Annotated in this window: 14 protein-coding genes; 12 read left to right on the forward strand and 2 right to left on the reverse strand. The window is 62.4% G+C overall.

What is annotated here, in order from left to right; translation table 11 throughout:
* Positions 1-65: 65 nt before the first annotated feature.
* The gene (gene fba / locus I5P96_RS03275; protein WP_223383096.1) at positions 66-929 is read right to left on the reverse strand and encodes a class II fructose-1,6-bisphosphate aldolase; all 864 of its coding nucleotides are present in this window, start codon (positions 927-929) and stop codon (positions 66-68) included.
* A 611-nt stretch (positions 930-1,540) separates the two neighbouring features.
* On the opposite strand from fba, the gene rlmB reads away from it, so the two are divergent.
* From rlmB to I5P96_RS03315, 8 genes are all read left to right on the forward strand, one after another.
* Positions 1,541-2,341: a 23S rRNA (guanosine(2251)-2'-O)-methyltransferase RlmB gene (gene rlmB / locus I5P96_RS03280; protein ID WP_097792007.1), complete on the forward strand. Its 801-nt coding sequence runs from the start codon at positions 1,541-1,543 to the stop codon at positions 2,339-2,341.
* Between the two features lie 42 nt (positions 2,342-2,383).
* Positions 2,384-5,083 (forward strand): cell envelope biogenesis protein OmpA, encoded by a 2,700-nt coding sequence (locus tag I5P96_RS03285; protein ID WP_223383098.1) that lies wholly within the window; start codon positions 2,384-2,386, stop codon positions 5,081-5,083.
* A 137-nt stretch (positions 5,084-5,220) separates the two neighbouring features.
* Complete coding sequence (gene rbr, locus I5P96_RS03290) at positions 5,221-5,760, forward strand: rubrerythrin (RefSeq protein ID WP_263291088.1); 540 nt, start codon at positions 5,221-5,223, stop codon at positions 5,758-5,760.
* A 227-nt stretch (positions 5,761-5,987) separates the two neighbouring features.
* Positions 5,988-6,686, forward strand: a complete 699-nt coding sequence (locus I5P96_RS03295) for a LytR/AlgR family response regulator transcription factor (protein ID WP_223383099.1) — start codon at positions 5,988-5,990, stop codon at positions 6,684-6,686.
* Between the two features lie 20 nt (positions 6,687-6,706).
* The gene (locus I5P96_RS03300; RefSeq protein ID WP_223383101.1) at positions 6,707-7,372 is read left to right on the forward strand and encodes a sensor histidine kinase; all 666 of its coding nucleotides are present in this window, start codon (positions 6,707-6,709) and stop codon (positions 7,370-7,372) included.
* A 134-nt stretch (positions 7,373-7,506) separates the two neighbouring features.
* Positions 7,507-9,339: an ABC transporter ATP-binding protein gene (locus tag I5P96_RS03305; protein WP_223383102.1), complete on the forward strand. Its 1,833-nt coding sequence runs from the start codon at positions 7,507-7,509 to the stop codon at positions 9,337-9,339.
* The gene (locus I5P96_RS03310; protein ID WP_223383103.1) at positions 9,336-11,198 is read left to right on the forward strand and encodes an ABC transporter ATP-binding protein; all 1,863 of its coding nucleotides are present in this window, start codon (positions 9,336-9,338) and stop codon (positions 11,196-11,198) included. The genes I5P96_RS03305 and I5P96_RS03310 overlap by 4 nt, the downstream gene beginning before the upstream one ends.
* A gap of 221 nt (positions 11,199-11,419) precedes the next feature.
* Positions 11,420-12,394, forward strand: a complete 975-nt coding sequence (locus I5P96_RS03315) for an Ig domain-containing protein (protein WP_223383105.1) — start codon at positions 11,420-11,422, stop codon at positions 12,392-12,394.
* Positions 12,395-12,495: 101 nt separating this feature from the next.
* On the opposite strand, the gene I5P96_RS03320 is transcribed toward I5P96_RS03315, so the two are convergent.
* Positions 12,496-12,687, reverse strand: coding sequence for a hypothetical protein (locus tag I5P96_RS03320; RefSeq protein ID WP_223383107.1), 192 nt, complete (start codon positions 12,685-12,687; stop codon positions 12,496-12,498).
* Between the two features lie 86 nt (positions 12,688-12,773).
* Here I5P96_RS03320 and I5P96_RS03325 point away from each other — a divergent pair, with 86 nt between their 5' ends.
* The 4 genes from I5P96_RS03325 to I5P96_RS03340 all read left to right on the forward strand — a co-directional run bounded on the left by I5P96_RS03325 (position 12,774) and on the right by I5P96_RS03340 (position 16,977).
* Complete coding sequence (locus I5P96_RS03325) at positions 12,774-13,715, forward strand: ribonuclease Z (protein WP_223383108.1); 942 nt, start codon at positions 12,774-12,776, stop codon at positions 13,713-13,715.
* Positions 13,712-14,944: a CCA tRNA nucleotidyltransferase gene (locus tag I5P96_RS03330; protein ID WP_223383110.1), complete on the forward strand. Its 1,233-nt coding sequence runs from the start codon at positions 13,712-13,714 to the stop codon at positions 14,942-14,944. The genes I5P96_RS03325 and I5P96_RS03330 overlap by 4 nt, the downstream gene beginning before the upstream one ends.
* 64 nt (positions 14,945-15,008) lie before the next feature.
* Positions 15,009-16,115 (forward strand): tRNA 2-thiouridine(34) synthase MnmA, encoded by a 1,107-nt coding sequence (gene mnmA / locus I5P96_RS03335; RefSeq protein ID WP_223383112.1) that lies wholly within the window; start codon positions 15,009-15,011, stop codon positions 16,113-16,115.
* Between the two features lie 91 nt (positions 16,116-16,206).
* Positions 16,207-16,977 carry a ThiF family adenylyltransferase gene (locus I5P96_RS03340; RefSeq protein WP_223383118.1) on the forward strand — a complete coding sequence of 257 codons (771 nt, stop codon included), beginning with the start codon at positions 16,207-16,209 and terminating at the stop codon, positions 16,975-16,977.
* The last annotated feature ends 83 nt before the right edge of the window (positions 16,978-17,060 follow it).

The raw sequence follows: 17,060 nt of genomic DNA on the forward strand, positions 1-17,060 counted from the left end.
CATAACAGTGTGACGGGACCGCATAATTTATTGGGTGGTGTACCGGTTACGATACGAGTGCCTGCTTAGCCCTTGCCGGCGCAGCCGAACAGCTCGATCTTCTCCTTGCACTTGTCGATGATGGCCTGAGCGCCGGGAGCCAGCAGCTTGCGGGGGTCGAAGCCCTTGCCCTGCTGATCCTTGCCAGCCTCGATGTACTTGCGGGTGGCCTCAGCAAAGACCAGCTGGCACTCGGTGTTGATGTTGATCTTGGAGACGCCCAGGCTGATGGCCTTTGCGATCATCTCGTCGGGGATGCCGGTGCCGCCGTGCAGGACCAGGGGGATGTTGTTAGTGGCCTTGTGGATGCGGTCCAGAGCCTCGAAGTCCAGACCCTTCCAGTTGGCCGGGTAGACACCGTGGATGTTGCCGATGCCAGCTGCCAGGAAATCAATACCCAGATCGGTGATCTTTGCGCACTCCGCAGGGTCTGCGATCTCGCCAGCGCCCACGACGCCGTCCTCGACGCCGCCGATGGAACCGACCTCAGCTTCGATGCTCAGGCCCTTGGAATGTGCCAGAGCGACCAGCTCCTTGGTCTTCTCCACGTTCTCCTCGATGGAGTAGTGGCTGCCGTCGAACATGATGGAAGAGAAACCGGCTTCCACGCAGGCCTTGCAGCCTTCGTAGGTGCCGTGGTCCAGATGCAGAGCAACGGGAACGGTGATCCCCATGGAATCGACCATTGCGCTGACCATCGCAGCAACGGTCTTGAAACCGGTCATGTACTTGCCGGCACCCTCGGAGACGCCCAGGATGACAGGGCTCTTCATCTCCTCGCAGGCGGTCAGCACAGCCTTGGTCCATTCCAGGTTGTTGATGTTGAACTGGGGCACACCGTAGTGGCCGTCGCGTGCCTTGATGAGCATTTCGGTTGCATTTACCAACATTATTCATTACCTCCGCAAATTCATATTATTGGGGTGAAAAGTCGTTTGAGAATGCGACTTTGCGTATCCCTTAACGAACCTGTAAGGCTAGTATACCCCAAACAAACTATAAAATCAATCCAAATTTTCAACATGGTTTCCCGTTCGTCAAAATGATGTTGGAGATTGTGGCAAAATGCGGGAACGAGACGTTCAAAAAATAGTCATATTTCCGACTTGAATTTTACAAAAAGTACGGCGGCTTCTGTACGGAAAATTTCCTCACGGTTGAAAACCAGGTGGAAAGTGTGGAATTCCACCCGGAAAGTGGGCGCAGATGCTTGATTTTTGAACACTTTCAACGGAGTTTTCAACATGTGGAAAAGAAAAGCCTGTTTTACAAAGTGTATATGGACTCGAATGTGGAAAACTTTTGCCGAAAAAAATATACCGATAAAATGACAAGGGGGCTGCCCTCTGCCGGCCGGAACAAAATTCAGGCGGGAAAAAAGGGGAATCCTATGGCAAAGGCGGGGCGGTTATGTTATACTTTACTATGACACTCTGTCGAATTTCGTAAACAGTGAAACAAAAAGGGCCTGTCCCTTTTCGATAAATGGAAGGAGAACACAATGGACGAACAGAAAATGCCGCGCCGCCCCCGCCGCGCTGCGGAGGACACGCCGAAGAATGAGAGCCTGGTCTACGGCAAGAACCCCGTGACCGAGCTGCTCAAGAGCGGCTCCGGCGTGGATACGGTGCTGCTGGCCGAGGGCATGGCCCCCGCTGTGGCGGCGTACTTCACCGCCATGGCCAAGGAGGCCGGGGCCACCGTCAAGCGGGTCCACCCCAACAAGCTCCGCTTGATGACCGGCACCGAGAGCCACCAGGGTGTGGCTGCGTTTGCCAGCGAGATCGAGTATGCCACGGTGGAAGACCTGCTGGCGGCGGCCAAGGCGAAGGGGGAGCCGCCCTTCCTCGTGCTGAGCGACGGCATCGAAGACCCCCACAATCTGGGTGCGGTGATGCGCAGCGCACTGCTCTGCGGTGCCCACGGCATCGTCATCCCCAAGCGGGGCGGCGCTTCCGTGACCCCCACCGTCATCAAATCCAGCGCCGGTGCTGCGGAGCGCCTGCCCGTGGCCCGTGTGGCCAACATCGGCGAGACCATCCGCCGCCTGAAGGACCAGGGCGTTTTCGTCTACTGTGCCGATATGGACGGTGTGCCCCTGCGCAAGAATAACCTCACCGGCCCCATCGCGCTGGTGCTGGGCAGCGAGGGCAGCGGCGTCTCGCAGCTGGTGAAAAAGCTCTGCGACGGCGTGGTGCGGCTGGATATGGCCGCACAGGGCACCGGCGTGGACAGCTTCAACGTCTCGGTGGCGGCTGGCATCATTTTGTATGAGATCCAGAGCCAGCGGGCAGGCGAATAAACGCGGACTGCTCCGCAGAGATTGAGCAGGGAGGTACAACGAATGGCGAAGAATGATGCCCGTAAAAACGGCTTTGAAAAAACGAACCCGGAGGACCTCGCAGCCAAGGAAGAAAAATTCCGCACTTTTTTCAGCACCAGTGTGGCGCAGGTGCCCGATGAGATGAAGCACCGGGATGACGAAAAGCAGGAGCCTGCAAAGCAGAAGACCCAGAGCAGCATCCTGGGCCGCATCCTGGGCCGCGCCAAGGAGGAGGCAGAGCCTGCCCCCGAAAAGCCTGCCATGCCGCAGGAACTTCCGCCGACGGGTGAGATCCGGCTGGGCGGGGAGGACGAGGCCGCGGAGCCGAAGGCCGATCTGGAGCTGGCCGCAGACTTCTTTGTGGCAGAGGAGCCGGAACCGCCGGTGCAGCCTGCCCCGGCCGCCCCGGCCAGCCGGAAGTCGGCTGCCGAAAAGCAGCCCGCCCCGCAGCCGCAGCAGCCGAAATATGAGAAGAACTATGTGCGCGGCCCACTGACCCCGCAGGAGCAGAAGGAACATGCCGAGATGCAGGAACTCAAGGCCCTGCTCTTCCCGGCCCCGAAACCGGCCCGGCCCGAAGCGGACACGCCCGCCCCGCAGGAGGTGCTGGGCGTCGAGACCGCCGCATTGGAGGCCGAGGAAAAGGCCTGCGCGGCCCTGCCGAAGATGGTCTTCGCCGAGGACCGGACCCGCAAGCCGGAGCCGGAAGAGGCCCGACCGGAGCCGACCCAGCCGTTCCGCTTCTTTGGGGAAGGCGACGACGAAGCCACGCCTGCGGCCCCCACGCGGGAGACGCCGCCCAGCATGGACGACAGCATGAGCATCCCGTTGGTGGGCCTTGAGGAGGAGCCGGAAGCGCCGGTCTCCGCACCGGATGCCGCGCCCGCCGAAGCTGCCCAGCCTGCGGAAGCGGCTGCAAAAGCCGCACCCGGCGACGCATCCGCAGCCGAGACGCCTGCGGCCCCGGCAGAGGAAGCTGCCGCAGAGCCTGCCGAAGAATCTACCCCCGAAACCGTGGACGAGAAGCTGCATAAGATGAGCGCAGAACTCACGCTGCGCTGTGTGCTCAGCGGCATCCTGGCTGTGGTGCTGCTCCACTTCGGTCTGACGGCGGCGGGCCTGCTGGCACCCATTGCCTCGCTGGACCCGGTCGTCGCTCCGGCGGCATTCTACGCCGCCAACCTGCTGGTGCTGGCTGCGGCGCTGGCCGTGGCCTACCCCGTCCTGCGGGACGGTCTGAGCGGCCTGAAAAAAGACCGCCGCCCCAGTGCAGACACCATGCCCGCGCTGGCCGCCTGCGGTGCGGCGCTGGAAGCTGCCATCGCCCTGCTCAACGCCAGGAGCTACCAGACGTCCAGCTGGACGCTGCTGTCCGGCATCGCGGCGCTGGGGCTGTTCATGGCCCTGCTGGGCAGCCGGGTGCAGCTGGCCGCTGTGAAAAACGGCTACGACCTGGCCACCAAAGACCCGGCCGGGCTGCAGGGGGCGTTCCGGGTCAAGGACAAAGACCTGATTCGGATGCTTGCCCGCAGTCTGGACGAAAAGGACCCCTGGGTCCTGCTCAGCCGCCCGGTCCAGTGGGACGACGCCCTGCTGGAACAGAGCTTTGGCGAGCGCGCCAGTGAGCGCCGCGCCCGCAAGACGTCGTACATCCTGCTGGGGGCTGCGGTGCTCAGCGGTCTGGCGTTCCTGCTGTTCGGCGGCGGGCTCAACGGCATGGCTGCGGCCATGACCGCCATGCTCTGCATGGGCGCTCCGCTCTCCTCCACGCTGGTGGCCGGTCTGGCCACCCTGCGGCTGCAAAAGAGCGCCGCCGCTGCCGGTGCGGTCATTCCCGGCTGGGCCGCGATCGAAGAACTGGGCGGTGTGGATACCGTGCAGGTGGACGCCGACGAGCTTTTCACTGCGGACAGCGTGAATCTGGAGGATATCCGCATCTTCAAGGGGGGCCGCATCGACCGCGCCATCCTCTATGCGGCCAGCATCCTGAACCAGAGCTGCGAGACTCTGCGCGGCCTGTTCCGCCAGATCATTGAGGACCGCACCGACATCCTCTACCCCGTCAAGGATCTGGAGACCCACTACGGTCTCGGCTTTGCGGCCTGGTGCGATAACAACCGTGTCCTGATCGGCAACCGCACCTATATGGAAAAGGAGGGCGTTCCCGTGCCCGAAACGGAGTACGAGGAAGAGCACTCCCAGCATGGGACCTTGCAGATCTTGTATCTGGCGGTTTCGGGCAATCTCCACGCCATGTTCGTGCTGCGCTCCACAGGCGGGCGGAATGCGGCCCGCGGGCTGGAAGTGCTGCAGAAGGAGAACATCCGCCTTCTGGTCACCTGCAAAGACCCCAGCCTGACCGCCAGGCACATCACCGACGCCTACCATCTGCCGGAGGGCATGATCACCCTGCTGGAACAGGACCAGTGCGATGCCCTGAACGCCGCCCCGGCGCAGCCGGAGAACGCCGCCCGCTGCTGTATGCTGCACGATGAGGGCTTCGTCAGCCTCATCGGCGGTCTCCGCGCCGCCGAGCAGGCCCAGAACGCCGAGACGGCTGCCACCACGGTGCAGCTGGTGTCGGTCTGGTTCTCGGTGGCCATCGGTGTGCTGCTGACCTATGCGGGCAGCATCGGCACCCTGTCTGTTGCCGCCGTGCTGATGTATCAGGCTGCGTGGAGCGCCCTCAGCCTGGCAGTCTGTGCGCTGAAGCAGCACTAATTGAAAATGATTCTCAAAATAAATAGGAATTATTCTTGATTTTGAGCTCAAATTCTGTTATAATACTCTCAGAAGGAACGCCCCGGTTGCAGCCGGAGGCGAGCACATACACACAACAATAAAGGAGAGCATGGATTATGGAACTCAAGGGCACCAAGACCGAGAAAAACCTGTGGGAAGCATTTGCAGGCGAGAGCCAGGCCCGCAACAAGTACACCTTCTTCGCCAGCGTAGCCAAGAAGGAAGGCTACGAGCAGTTGGCCGCGATCTTTGAGGAGACGGCCGCCAACGAAAAGGAACACGCCAAGATGTGGTTCAAAGCCCTGCACGGCGGCTCCATCCCCGACACCATGACCTGCCTGGAAATGGCAGCGGGCGGCGAGCACGACGAGTGGAACGAGATGTACCCCCGCATGGCGAAAGAGGCCAAGGAAGAGGGTTTCCCCCAGTTGGCTGCTCTCTTCACCATGGTGGCACAGATCGAAAAGGAGCACGAGGAGCGCTACCGCGAGCTGGCCGAGAACCTGAAGAACAATCAGGTCTTCGCCCGCGAGGAGCAGCAGGTCTGGCAGTGCCGGAACTGCGGCTACACCTACATCGGCAAGTCCGCACCCCTGAAGTGCCCTGTCTGCGCACATCCCCAGAGCTATTTTGAGCTGAAGAAGCACAACTACTAAGAACCAGCCGAAGAGGCTGCGATACTCCTTCCGTCATCGCTTGCGCGATGACACCTCCCTCAAAGAGGGAGGCTTTTCCGGCCTACCGCCACGCCAAGGCCCCCTCTCCGAGGGGGCTGGCACGGCAGCGCCGTGACTGGGGGAGGTTCGCAGCCTCTTTTTTTTGTTGCAATCCCACCGGAAATGTGTCATAATCGGAAAAAAGATAACAGAGGGGAGAGAACAGGATGGCATATCGGGCAGCGGTGTGCGACGACAGCGCAGCGGATGCGGACTATGTGCGAGGCATCGTGGCGCACTGGGCAGAGCAACGGGGCGTCGCGCTGGAATGCCGGGCCTTTTCCTCGGCGGAACAGTTCCTGTTCTGCTACGCAGAGGATAAAAACTTTGATTTATTACTATTGGATGTAGAAATGCCCGGCGCAGACGGTGTCACGCTGGCCAAAACGGTCCGGCAGGAGAACGAAGCCGTGCAGATCGTCTTCATCACCGGCTACTCGGATTACATCGCCGAGGGCTACGACGTGGCCGCGCTCCATTACCTGATGAAGCCGGTCCGCCCCGAAAAGCTCTGTGCCGTGCTTGACCGCGCGTGGGAGAAGCACCGCCGGAACGAGCGCTGCCTGAACCTCGAACGTTCCGGCGAGATGATCCGTCTGCCGCTGTACGAGGTGCGGTATCTGGATGTGCACCAGAACTATGTGACCGTCCACGCCAGACAGGACTATACCCTCAAGCGGACGCTGGCTGAGTTCGAGGCAGAGCTTGATGAGCAGTTCTTCCGGGTGGGGCGGGGGATGATCCTGAACCTGAAGCAGATCCGCCGCGTGACCAAAAAGGAGGTCGTTCTGGCGGACGGCACAGTGCTGCCCCTGCCGCGCGGCAGCTATGAGCCGCTGAACCGGGCCATCATCGAGAGGACATGAGGCAGAGGAAGGGAAAACAGATGCTGAAACTTTTTTCAAGGCTTTTGGATCACCGCATCGAAGCCTACCAGCGGGAGCTTATCGAGACGCATTACAAAGAGGTGGATAACATGTACCGCCAGATGCGGGGCTGGCGGCACGATTACCGCGGCCACATCCAGACCATGAAGGTCCTGGCGGCGCAGGGGGATCTGGAAGGCATCCGGGCCTACCTTGACCAGCTGGACACCGACCTGAACACCGTGGACCTTGCGGTCAAGACGGGTAACGCCATGGCAGATGCCATCCTCAACAGCAAGATCTCCCTCGCGAAGAGCCGGAACATCCCGGTGCAGATCGACGCCCACATCCCGGTCCGGCTGAAGATGAGCGAGCTGGACCTCTGCTGCATCCTCGGCAACCTGTTCGACAACGCCATGGATGCCAGCGCCGCCCTGCCCGAAGCCGAGCGCCTCATCCGGGTGTATCTGGATATGAAGGGCACCCAGCTCTACATCTCGTTCACCAACTTCACGGCCAGCCAGAAGCAGACAAAACTTGCCGGGCGGTTCGCCACCACCAAGGGCGAGGGCCACGGCTTCGGTCTGGTGCGCATCGATGCCATCGTCGAAAAGCTGGACGGCTACCTCAGCCGCAACAGCGAGGATGGAGCCTTCACGACGGAAATTTTGATCCCGCAAGTATGAAATTGGAAGGTGTTCCGTTGTACCAAGGAAACCATTGCAATTCATCCCCCAAAATGAACCGTTCGTCCCCGATCTGTGCCGGGGACGATTTTTTGTGGTAGGATAGGCCCAGACGAACGAAAGGGGAATCCCACATGGAAACGGGAACGAACAAAACGAAGCAAAAACCAAAATACGACCTCTGGCAGATCACGGCCTATATGCTGGGCGTGGCATGGCGGGGCAGACATTGGACGGTGTTCACGGTCGGCCTCTCGCTGGCGCTGGTCACGGCGGGCAGGACCATCGCGGAGCTGCTGTTTGCCCCGGCGGTGCTCCGGGTGCTGGAACAGGGGATGGCGCTGGGCCGTCTGCTGGCGGTCATTGGCGGTTTTTCTGTGCTGCTGGTCGCACTGACCTTCCTGCAAAGTTATCTGAGCGAACGGAATCTCTTTGGAAAAATGAACGTCCGGGTCGATATCCTGGACCTTTCGGCCCGCAAGCGGGCCGGCACCTCCTACCCGAACCTGCTGGACAAGCGCTTCCTGGATCTGAGCGCCAAGGCCGACCGGGCCGGAAGCACCAACAATGAATCCGTCGAAGCATTCTGGGTGAGCTGGGGCGAGATCCTGACCAACCTCTTCGGCTTCGGAGCCTACCTGCTGCTGTTGTCCGGCCTGAACGCCTGGCTCTGCCTGCTGGTCTGCGCCACATCGGTCATCAGCTATCTGGCGTCCCGGCGGATCAACGAGTGGGGCTACCGCCACCGCGAGGAGGAAGCTGGGTATGTGAAGCGGCTGGCCTACGTGCAGAAGGTCGCCACCGACCGGCAGTACGGCAAGGATATCCGCATCTTCGGCCTGCGGGAGTGGGTGGAAGAACTCTGGGAGAGCACGATGCGGCTCTACCACGGCTTCCTGCTCCGGCGGGAGACGGCCTATCTTTGGGCCAATGTCATCGACCTGGCCCTGCTGCTGGTGCGCAACGGCGCAGCCTATGCCTACCTGATCTGGCTGACGCTGGAACAGGGCCTGCCGGTCTCGCAATTCCTGCTCTATTTCGGCGCGGCCACCGGCTTTGCCCAGTGGGTCAGCGGCATTCTGGAAAAGTTTGCAAAACTGCACAAGCAGTGTCTCGACATCTCTACCGTGCGGGAATTTCTCGAATATCCGGAACCGTTCCGCTTTGAGGACGGCCTCCCGCTGGAAAAGCGGCTGGATACCCCCTATGAGCTGCGGCTCGAAGGGGTCAGCTACCGGTACCCCGGCGCGGAGAAGGACACCATCCACAAACTCGACCTGACCGTCCGCCCCGGCGAGAACCTCGCCATCGTGGGCCTGAACGGTGCGGGTAAGACCACGCTGGTCAAGCTGCTCTGCGGCTTCCTCGATCCCACCGAGGGCCGTGTCCTGCTCAATGGGCAGGACATCCGCCCGTATAACCGCCGGGATTATTACAAGCTGTTCGCGGCGGTGTTCCAGGATTTCTCGGTTTTGTCGGCCACCGTGGCCGAGAACGTGGCCCAGTGCCGCACCGGCATCGACGAGGCCCGCGTCTGGCACTGCCTGGACGAAGCGGGCCTGACCGAAAAGGTGCAGAGCCTGCCCAAACAGCTGGAAACGCAGATCGGCCGGGAGGTCTACGAAGACGGCGTCGAGCTGTCCGGCGGGCAGACCCAGCGGCTGATGCTGGCCCGTGCGCTGTACAAGGATGCGCCTGTGCTGGTGCTGGATGAACCCACCGCCGCGCTCGACCCCATCGCCGAGAACGACATCTACCAGAAATACAACGAGATGACGGCAGGCAAGACCAGCCTGTTCATTTCGCACCGGCTGGCCTCCACCCGCTTCTGCGACCGCATCCTCTATCTGAAGGACGGCCGGGTGGCCGAGGAAGGCACCCACGAAGAGCTGCTGAAACGGGGCGGCGGCTACGCCGACCTGTTTGAGGTGCAGAGCCAGTATTACCGGGAGGAGAACGAAGCATGAGCGCATCGAACAAAACGATCACCATCCGGCAGGGGTGCCGGTACGCCTGGCGGGAGTGGAACATCTTCTGGAAGCTGTCGCCGAAGTTTTTCTATGCTACCTTTGCCAGTGCCGCCCTCACGGCGCTGAGCCCTTATGCCACGGTCTGGCTGTCGGCCCAGCTGGTGGGCGAACTGTCCGGCGGGCGGGACCCGCACCGGCTGATGGTCTGGGTGCTCTGGACCCTGGGCACGACCGCCGTGCTGACCCTTCTGCGCGCAGCGGCGCTTCACTGGAAGGAAGCGGAAACGGACGACCTCTGGCAGCGGCAGACCCGAACGTATATGGACAAACAGATGTCCCTCGACTACGTGGATGAGGACAGCCAGCGGGTCTATGACATGTACAGCCAGATCCAGCAGGACGCCAGGCTATCGGGTGCGGGCGGCACGATCTGCATTTTGCTGGTGGAAAAGATCGCCACGGCACTGTTCCAGATCTTGGGCGGCGTGGTGCTTTGCTGGGGGCTGTTCACCGCGGCGGTGCCGGATGGGCGGCTGGCCTTTCTGGGGCACCCGCTGTTTCTGGCGGCGTTCTGGGCCGTGATGGTCTGCACCGCCTGCCTGTCGCCCGTGTTCGCGGGGCAGGCGGCCAAATATGAGCCGCTGCTGCAGGAGTCCGGAAAGCTGGGCAACCGGATGTTCCACGTCCAGTTCACCCTGCCGGAAGAGCCGAAGAACGCCCCCGACCTGCGGATGTACGACCAGTACCAGAATGTCGTCAGCGGCTATATGGTGGGTCTGTGGGATGACTTCGCGAGGCTGCGCCGGGGCGCGATGGGAATCTTCCTGTCGGCCTCCTCGGCGGTGCCGGCGCTGCTGATGGGGCTGGTCTATCTCTTCGTCTGCCTCAAGGCCTGCGGCGGGGCGTTCGGTCTGGATGCCGTGACGCAGTACCTTGGTGCGGCCGCCAGCCTGTTCCAGGGCGTTGTCACCCTTGTGAACATGCTGGCCGAGATGGAGATCAACGGCGTCTATATGAAAAACATCTTCGATTACCTCGACCTGCCCAACAACATGTATCAGGGCAGCCTGACCACCGAAAAGCGGAGCGACCGCCAGTATACGGTGGAGTTCCGGGATGTCTCCTTCCGTTACCCCGGCAGTGCGCAGTACGCCCTGCGCCACCTGAACATGAAGTTCAAAGTCGGCGGGCGGCTGGCCGTGGTGGGGATGAACGGCAGCGGCAAAACGACCTTCATCAAGCTGCTCTGCCGCCTGTACGACCCCACCGAGGGGGTCATCCTGCTGAATGGCATCGACATCCGGAAGTACCGCTACGACGAGTACATGGACATCTTCTCGGTCGTCTTTCAGGATTTCCGGCTGCTGGCCCTCCCGCTGGGCCAGAATGTCGCGGCCCGCACCGGATACGATGCCGCCCGCGTGACCGATTGCCTGCAAAAGGCGGGCTTCCGCGACCGGCTGGCGGCGATGCCGCAGGGGCTGGACACGGCGCTGTATCAGGAGCTGGACGAGAACGGCGTGACCGTCTCCGGCGGTGAGGCGCAGAAGATCGCCATCGCGCGGGCTTTGTACAAGGATGCGCCCTTCATCATCCTGGATGAACCCACCGCCGCGCTCGACCCCGTGGCCGAGGCGGAGATCTACGCCAAATTCAACGAGATCGCGGGGGACAAAACGGCCATCTACATCAGCCACCGGCTGTCCTCCTGCAAGTTCTGCGATGAGATCGCCGTCTTCGACCACGGCGAGGTCATCCAGCAGGGCACCCACGAGCGCCTGCTGGCCGACACCGCCGGAAAATACTATGAGCTGTGGAACGCGCAGGCCCAATATTACACGGAGGAACCGGCATAAAGACACGGTCTGGATGGGATTTTTTGCACAGTTTTTGCTGCAAAAAACTATGCGTTTCCACAAAAAGCGGCTCGAATTGTGAACTCTTAGGGCGAACGGCTTGAAAAGAATTTGCATCCTGTGTACAATGAAACGAAAGTGAGAACGATCATGACGCGGAAAAAGTACCTGTGTGCGGCACTCCAATTCTTTGAAGCGAAAAAGGAGGGACGTTCGACCCTATGAGACATTCTTTTCACCCGATGGGACGGGCGCTCTGTGCCCTGCTGCTGGGGGCAACGCTGACCCTCTCGCCGCTGGCGGCGCAGGCAGCGCCCCGCGCGGAGAACCGTTCCGCAAAGCTCGCGCTGGAAGTGACCGAGATGGAGCTGGAGATCACGGCGGACGACCCGCGCCCAAAAGCCTACCTTTATACCGGCGGGCAGAGCGATTATTACTTCATCGTCTGGATGAGCAGTAACCCCAGTGTGGCCACCGTGGACGGTGACGGCAAGGTGACGGCCCGCAGTGTGGGCAAGGCCACCATCACCGCCATCTCGGACCACGGCGACCGCGCCGCCTGCGAAGTCACCGTTACCCGCAAGGGGGAGGAGGCCGAGGCGCAGAAACCCACCCTCAGCGAGACCAGTCTGGAACTGGTGCAGCAGTACGATGCCCTGCACCCTACACAGCAGCTCACGCTGACCAACAGCGACCATTCCTTTATTTATGTGTACCAGTGGCGCAGCAGCGACCCCAACATCGCCTCGGTCGATGACAAAGGCGTCGTGACGGCCCAGAAGCCGGGCAGCGCCACCATCACGGCGTTTGCTTCCAACGGGCAGGCGCTGCGGTGCGCCGTCACGGTCACATCCGAGGTCGGAAAGGTCACACTGAACAAGACGGACCTGCTGTTCAAAACGGTGGGCAGTCAGGAGGCCCTGTGCGCCACGGTGGCCGTGGAGAGCGGCGGCAGTGTGCCCATCACCTGGGTCACCAGCAATCCGGGCGTTGCCACGGTGGACACCAACGGTGTCGTGACGGCTGTGGCCGACGGCGAGGCAAAGATCACCGCCCTTTCGCCCAGCGGCCGATACGCGGTGTGCAGTGTGGTCGTCGGCCTGGCCGGGGACAAATACGACACCGAAGAGGACCTGGCCGACGAGCTCAAGCTCCCGGACCCGTATGTGGCCGTCCGGCTGAACCGGCTTTCCTGAGCATAAAAATAAGCCGCGCCTTCGCAGGTGCGGCTTATTTTCATGCGGTCAGATCTCGTTGCCGGAGTCAAGAGAAGATCCGAAATTTCACGAAAAATTTTTTACACCCCCGGCAGGAACAGCATCGTCCCGCGGGCGGCCATCATGGGCTGGAACGCGCAGCTGAACAGCCCGCCCGCCACGGCCAGCACCAGGGCGAAGAGCAGCAACAGCAGCACCAGACGGGGAGCGTGGGAAGACCTGCGGGGACCTTGCTTGCGCTGCATGGCACATCCTCCTTTCCGGAACATCATCTGCCCCAGCCTATGCACCCGCTGCGCCGATTGTGCACTGGGGCGAAGTGTGGTACACTAAAGGGGAACGATACGGAGGACTTTTTATGCTGACCATTACTCTGCTGGGCACAGCGGCCACCATGCCTCTGCCCGACCGCGCCTTGACGGCGGCAGTGGCCGAATGCGGCGGGCACAGCCTGCTGTTCGACTGCGGCGAGGGCACCCAGACCGCTGCCCGCCGCGCCGGGGTCAACCTGATGAAGCTGGACGCCATCTGCCTGACCCACTACCACGGCGACCATATCTTCGGCCTGCCCGGCCTGCTGCAAACGCTGGGCTGTCAGGGCCGCACCCGGCCGCTGACGATCTTTGGCCCGGCCGAGGGGATGGAGCCGGTCTGGGGCGCCATCCGCGCCCTGACCGGCCCCCAGCCCTATGCCATCCGGGCTGTGCCGCTGGGCACCGACCCCGTCCGGCTGGAAACGCTGGCCCCCGGCTGGCCGGTGGGGGCCGAACTGCTGCCCTTCCGGACGAAGCACCGGGTCCCCAGCCGGGGCTACCGGCTGGACCTGCCCCGCGCAGGCCGCTTTGACCCAGCCAGAGCCAGGGCGCTGGGGGTGCCGGTGCAGCAGTGGAGATTGTTGCAGCGCGGGGAGCCGGTCACTCTGGAAGATGGGGCGACCATTGCACCCGGACAGGTGCTGGGCGCACCCCGCAGAGGGCTGCGGTTCGTGTTTTCCGGCGATACGGCCCCCTGCGCCGCGCTGGAACAGGCCGCACAGGATGCCGACCTGCTCCTCTGCGACGCCACCTACCCGGACGATGCGCAGCAGGCTCAGGCGAAACAGTATGGGCACAGCACCTTTCGGCAGGACGCTGAACTGGCGGCGCGGGCCGGGGCACGGCGGCTCTGGCTCATGCACTATTCGCCCATCATCACCGACCCGGAAGCCGCCCGCCCGGCGGCGGAAGCGGCCTTCCCGTCGGTGGAATGCGGCGTGGACGGACAACAGATCATTTTGCGATACGACGAGGAACCTTCATGACAGCTGAGACCATTTCCTTCCCGCTGGACCCCGGTGCAGCGGCCCTGCTGACGCGCCTCCATACGGCGGGCCATGCCGCTTATGCGGTGGGCGGCTGTGTGCGGGACAGTCTGCTCGGCCAGACCCCGCACGACTGGGACCTCTGCACCAGTGCGACCCCCGAACAGGTGCTGGAGTTGTTCGGGGAAGCGCACTGCATCCCGACGGGATTGCAGCACGGCACCGTGACCGTCAAACACGGCGGGGAGCTGTACGAGATCACGACCTTCCGCACCGAGGGGGCGTATTCCGACGGCCGCCACCCGGACCACGTCGCCTTTGTGCCGGACGTAAAAGAAGACCTGGCCCGGCGGGATTTCACCATCAACGCCATGGCCTATAACGCCGAAGAAGGGCTCATCGACCCGTTCGGCGGGCAGAGCGACCTTGCCGCCGGCATCGTGCGGGCGGTGGGGGAGCCGCAGCGCCGGTTCGAGGAAGACGCCCTGCGCATCCTGCGGCTCTACCGGTTCGCGGCCCGGTTCGGCTTTGCCATCGACCCAGCCACCGGGCAGGCGGCCAGAGCGCTCTGCCGCCATCTGGACTGCGTGTCCGAAGAGCGCATCGCGGAGGAGCTGAGCCGTCTGCTGGCAGCTCCGGCACCGGGAGCTTATCTGGAAGCGGAGGTACTGGCGGTTATCTTCCCGGAACTGGATGCGGCAGAGCTTCCGGAAAGCCGACGCATCCTCGACGCGCTGGAGCCGGGCATGGAACACGTCCCGGTCCGGCTGGCGGCGCTGCTGTGCCCGCTGGGCGAAGCCGGTGCAAGAGCGGCGCTCAAACGGCTCAAGTGCTCCAACGCCCTGAGCGGTACGGTGGCGACGCTGGTTCGGGAGGCAGCTGCCGGGATGCCCGGCGCTGCGCTGACGCTGACGGCCAAACGGTTTTTGAGCCGCTATGACCTTGCCACGATTACGGATCTGACGGCCCTGTGCAGTGCCCAGCATCCGGAACAAGCCGAAGCGTTCGCCGCGCTGCAACAGGAAGCCGCGCGGCTGGTGGAAACGAACGCCTGCTGCCGCATCAACCAGCTGGCCGTGAATGGCCGGGACCTGATGGACGCAGGCATCCGGCCGGGGCCGGGGCTGCGCCGGGTGCTGGACGCTCTGCTGGAACAGGTGCTCACTGGGCAGCTCCCCAATGAGAAAGCGGCACTTCTGGCCGCAGCGGCGCAGGTCGCTGCGTCTTGACAAGCGAACGGACGTGCGGTAGTATAATACTACTGCTTTTGTATGTTATAACATGAGGAACAAAATGACAGAAACACAGAATGCAAACCGCTCCGGTGCGCTCATTGCGATGAGCGGCGGCGTAGACAGCTCGGTTGCAGCCTGGCTGATGCAGCAGAAGGGCTATGCCTGCACCGGCATCACGATGCGGCTCACCCGCAACGAGACGCTGGGCCAGTCCGGCTTTCACACCTGCTGCTCGGAAAAGGACATCGAAGATGCCGCCGAGGTGGCGTATGCGATGGACATCCCCTATGAGGTGCTGGATTTCACCGCCGACTTCCGGGAAAAGATCATCGAAAAATTCATCCGGGTCTATGAGGCGGGCGGTACCCCGAACCCCTGCATCGACTGCAACCGGTATATGAAGTTCGACCACCTTCTCTCCTGGGCGCGGGAGCATGGGATGGAGTATGTGGTCACAGGCCACTATGCCCGCGTGGAGCAGGACGAGGCCACCGGCCGCTGGCTGCTGAAGAAGGGACTGGACGAAGGAAAAGATCAGAGCTATGTGCTTTACAACCTGACGCAGGAGCAGCTGGCCCATGTCCGCCTGCCGCTGGGGGCACTGCACAAGAGCGAGGTGCGTGAGATCGCGGAGCAGCAGCATTTCATCAACGCCCGCAAGCACGACAGCCAGGACATCTGCTTTGTGCCGGATGGCGACTACGAAAAGTTCATGGAAGATTTCACCGGCAAGCACTACCCGGCAGGCGATTTCCTCGACGAGGCGGGCCGCAAAGTGGGCACCCACAAGGGGGCCGTGCGGTATACCATCGGCCAGCGGAAGGGTCTGGGCCTTGCCATGGGCGCACCGGTCTATGTCTGCGCCAAGGATATGCAGGCCAATACGGTCACGGTCGGCCCGGAGAAAAGCCTGTTTGACCGCATCGTCTACGCCGAGGAGGCCAACTGGATCGCCATCCCGGCGCTGACGGCCCCGCTGCGGGTCACGGCCCGCACCCGGTATCATCAGGTCGAGCAGGCCGCGACCGTCTACCCGGCGGGCGAGGATCGGTTCCGGCTGGAATTTGACGAGCCGCAGCGCGCGCCTACGCCAGGGCAGGCGGTGGTGCTGTATCAGGGCGATGTGGTCCTGGGCGGCGGCACCATCGTGCGGGTGGAAAAGTGACCCGCTCCCCGGTGGGAGCGCATGATGAAGCAACCGAAAACCGGCTGCGCCGGGCAGGCGCGGCAGGACCAGAGAAGTGGAGAGTATCGATATGCAAGATCAGTATTCCCGCACCCAGCTGCTGCTGGGCAAGGAAGCCATGGAAACGCTGCACCATTCCCGCGTGGCAGTGTTCGGCATCGGCGGCGTGGGCGGCTATACCGTTGAGGCACTGGCCCGCAGCGGCGTGGGTGCGCTGGACCTCATCGACGACGATAAGGTCTGCCTGACCAACCTGAACCGCCAGATCGTGGCCACCCACAAGACGGTGGGGCAGTACAAGGTGGATGTGGCGGAACAGCGCATCCACGAGATCGACCCCAACATCAAGGTCACGACCTACAAGACCTTCTTCACCCCGGAGACGCAGGACCAGTTCGATTTCACCCAGTACGACTATGTGGTGGATGCCATCGACACCGTCACCGGCAAGATCGCGCTGGTGGTCAAGGCAAAGGAGGCGGGCACGCCCATCATCTGTGCCATGGGCGCAGGCAACAAGATGGACCCCACCCGCTTTGAGGTGACGGATATCTACAAAACTTCCGTCTGCCCGCTGGCCAAGGTCATGCGCACCGAGTGCCGCAAGCGGAAGATCAAGCACCTGAAGGTCGTCTACTCCAAGGAGCCTGCCATGACGCCCATCGAGGATGATTCCATCAGCTGCAAGAATCACTGCATCTGCCCGCCGGGCACCCAGCGCAAGTGCACCATCCGCCGCTCCGTCCCCGGCTCCAATGCCTTTGTGCCGTCGGTCGCCGGCCTCATCATCGGCGGCGAGGTCGTCAAGGACCTCATCGGTTTCGTGCCTCTGAAGGGGTAAACCCTCTCAGTCTCGCAAACATGCTCGACAGCTCCCCCGAAAGGGGGAGCTTTTGTTTTATAAAAAGTGCGCGAAGCAATGAC

The organism is Faecalibacterium prausnitzii (assembly GCF_019967995.1).
Taxonomy (GTDB): Bacteria; Bacillota; Clostridia; order Oscillospirales; family Ruminococcaceae; genus Faecalibacterium; species Faecalibacterium prausnitzii_E.

Coding starts and splice junctions, on each gene's coding strand:
- fba (WP_223383096.1), bottom strand. CDS start 929: ATGTTGGTAAATGCAACCGAAATGCTCATCAAGGCACGCGACGGCCAC.
- rlmB (WP_097792007.1), top strand. CDS start 1,541: ATGGACGAACAGAAAATGCCGCGCCGCCCCCGCCGCGCTGCGGAGGAC.
- I5P96_RS03285 (WP_223383098.1), top strand. CDS start 2,384: ATGGCGAAGAATGATGCCCGTAAAAACGGCTTTGAAAAAACGAACCCG.
- rbr (WP_263291088.1), top strand. CDS start 5,221: ATGGAACTCAAGGGCACCAAGACCGAGAAAAACCTGTGGGAAGCATTT.
- I5P96_RS03295 (WP_223383099.1), top strand. CDS start 5,988: ATGGCATATCGGGCAGCGGTGTGCGACGACAGCGCAGCGGATGCGGAC.
- I5P96_RS03300 (WP_223383101.1), top strand. CDS start 6,707: ATGCTGAAACTTTTTTCAAGGCTTTTGGATCACCGCATCGAAGCCTAC.
- I5P96_RS03305 (WP_223383102.1), top strand. CDS start 7,507: ATGGAAACGGGAACGAACAAAACGAAGCAAAAACCAAAATACGACCTC.
- I5P96_RS03310 (WP_223383103.1), top strand. CDS start 9,336: ATGAGCGCATCGAACAAAACGATCACCATCCGGCAGGGGTGCCGGTAC.
- I5P96_RS03315 (WP_223383105.1), top strand. CDS start 11,420: ATGAGACATTCTTTTCACCCGATGGGACGGGCGCTCTGTGCCCTGCTG.
- I5P96_RS03320 (WP_223383107.1), bottom strand. CDS start 12,687: ATGATGTTCCGGAAAGGAGGATGTGCCATGCAGCGCAAGCAAGGTCCC.
- I5P96_RS03325 (WP_223383108.1), top strand. CDS start 12,774: ATGCTGACCATTACTCTGCTGGGCACAGCGGCCACCATGCCTCTGCCC.
- I5P96_RS03330 (WP_223383110.1), top strand. CDS start 13,712: ATGACAGCTGAGACCATTTCCTTCCCGCTGGACCCCGGTGCAGCGGCC.
- mnmA (WP_223383112.1), top strand. CDS start 15,009: ATGACAGAAACACAGAATGCAAACCGCTCCGGTGCGCTCATTGCGATG.
- I5P96_RS03340 (WP_223383118.1), top strand. CDS start 16,207: ATGCAAGATCAGTATTCCCGCACCCAGCTGCTGCTGGGCAAGGAAGCC.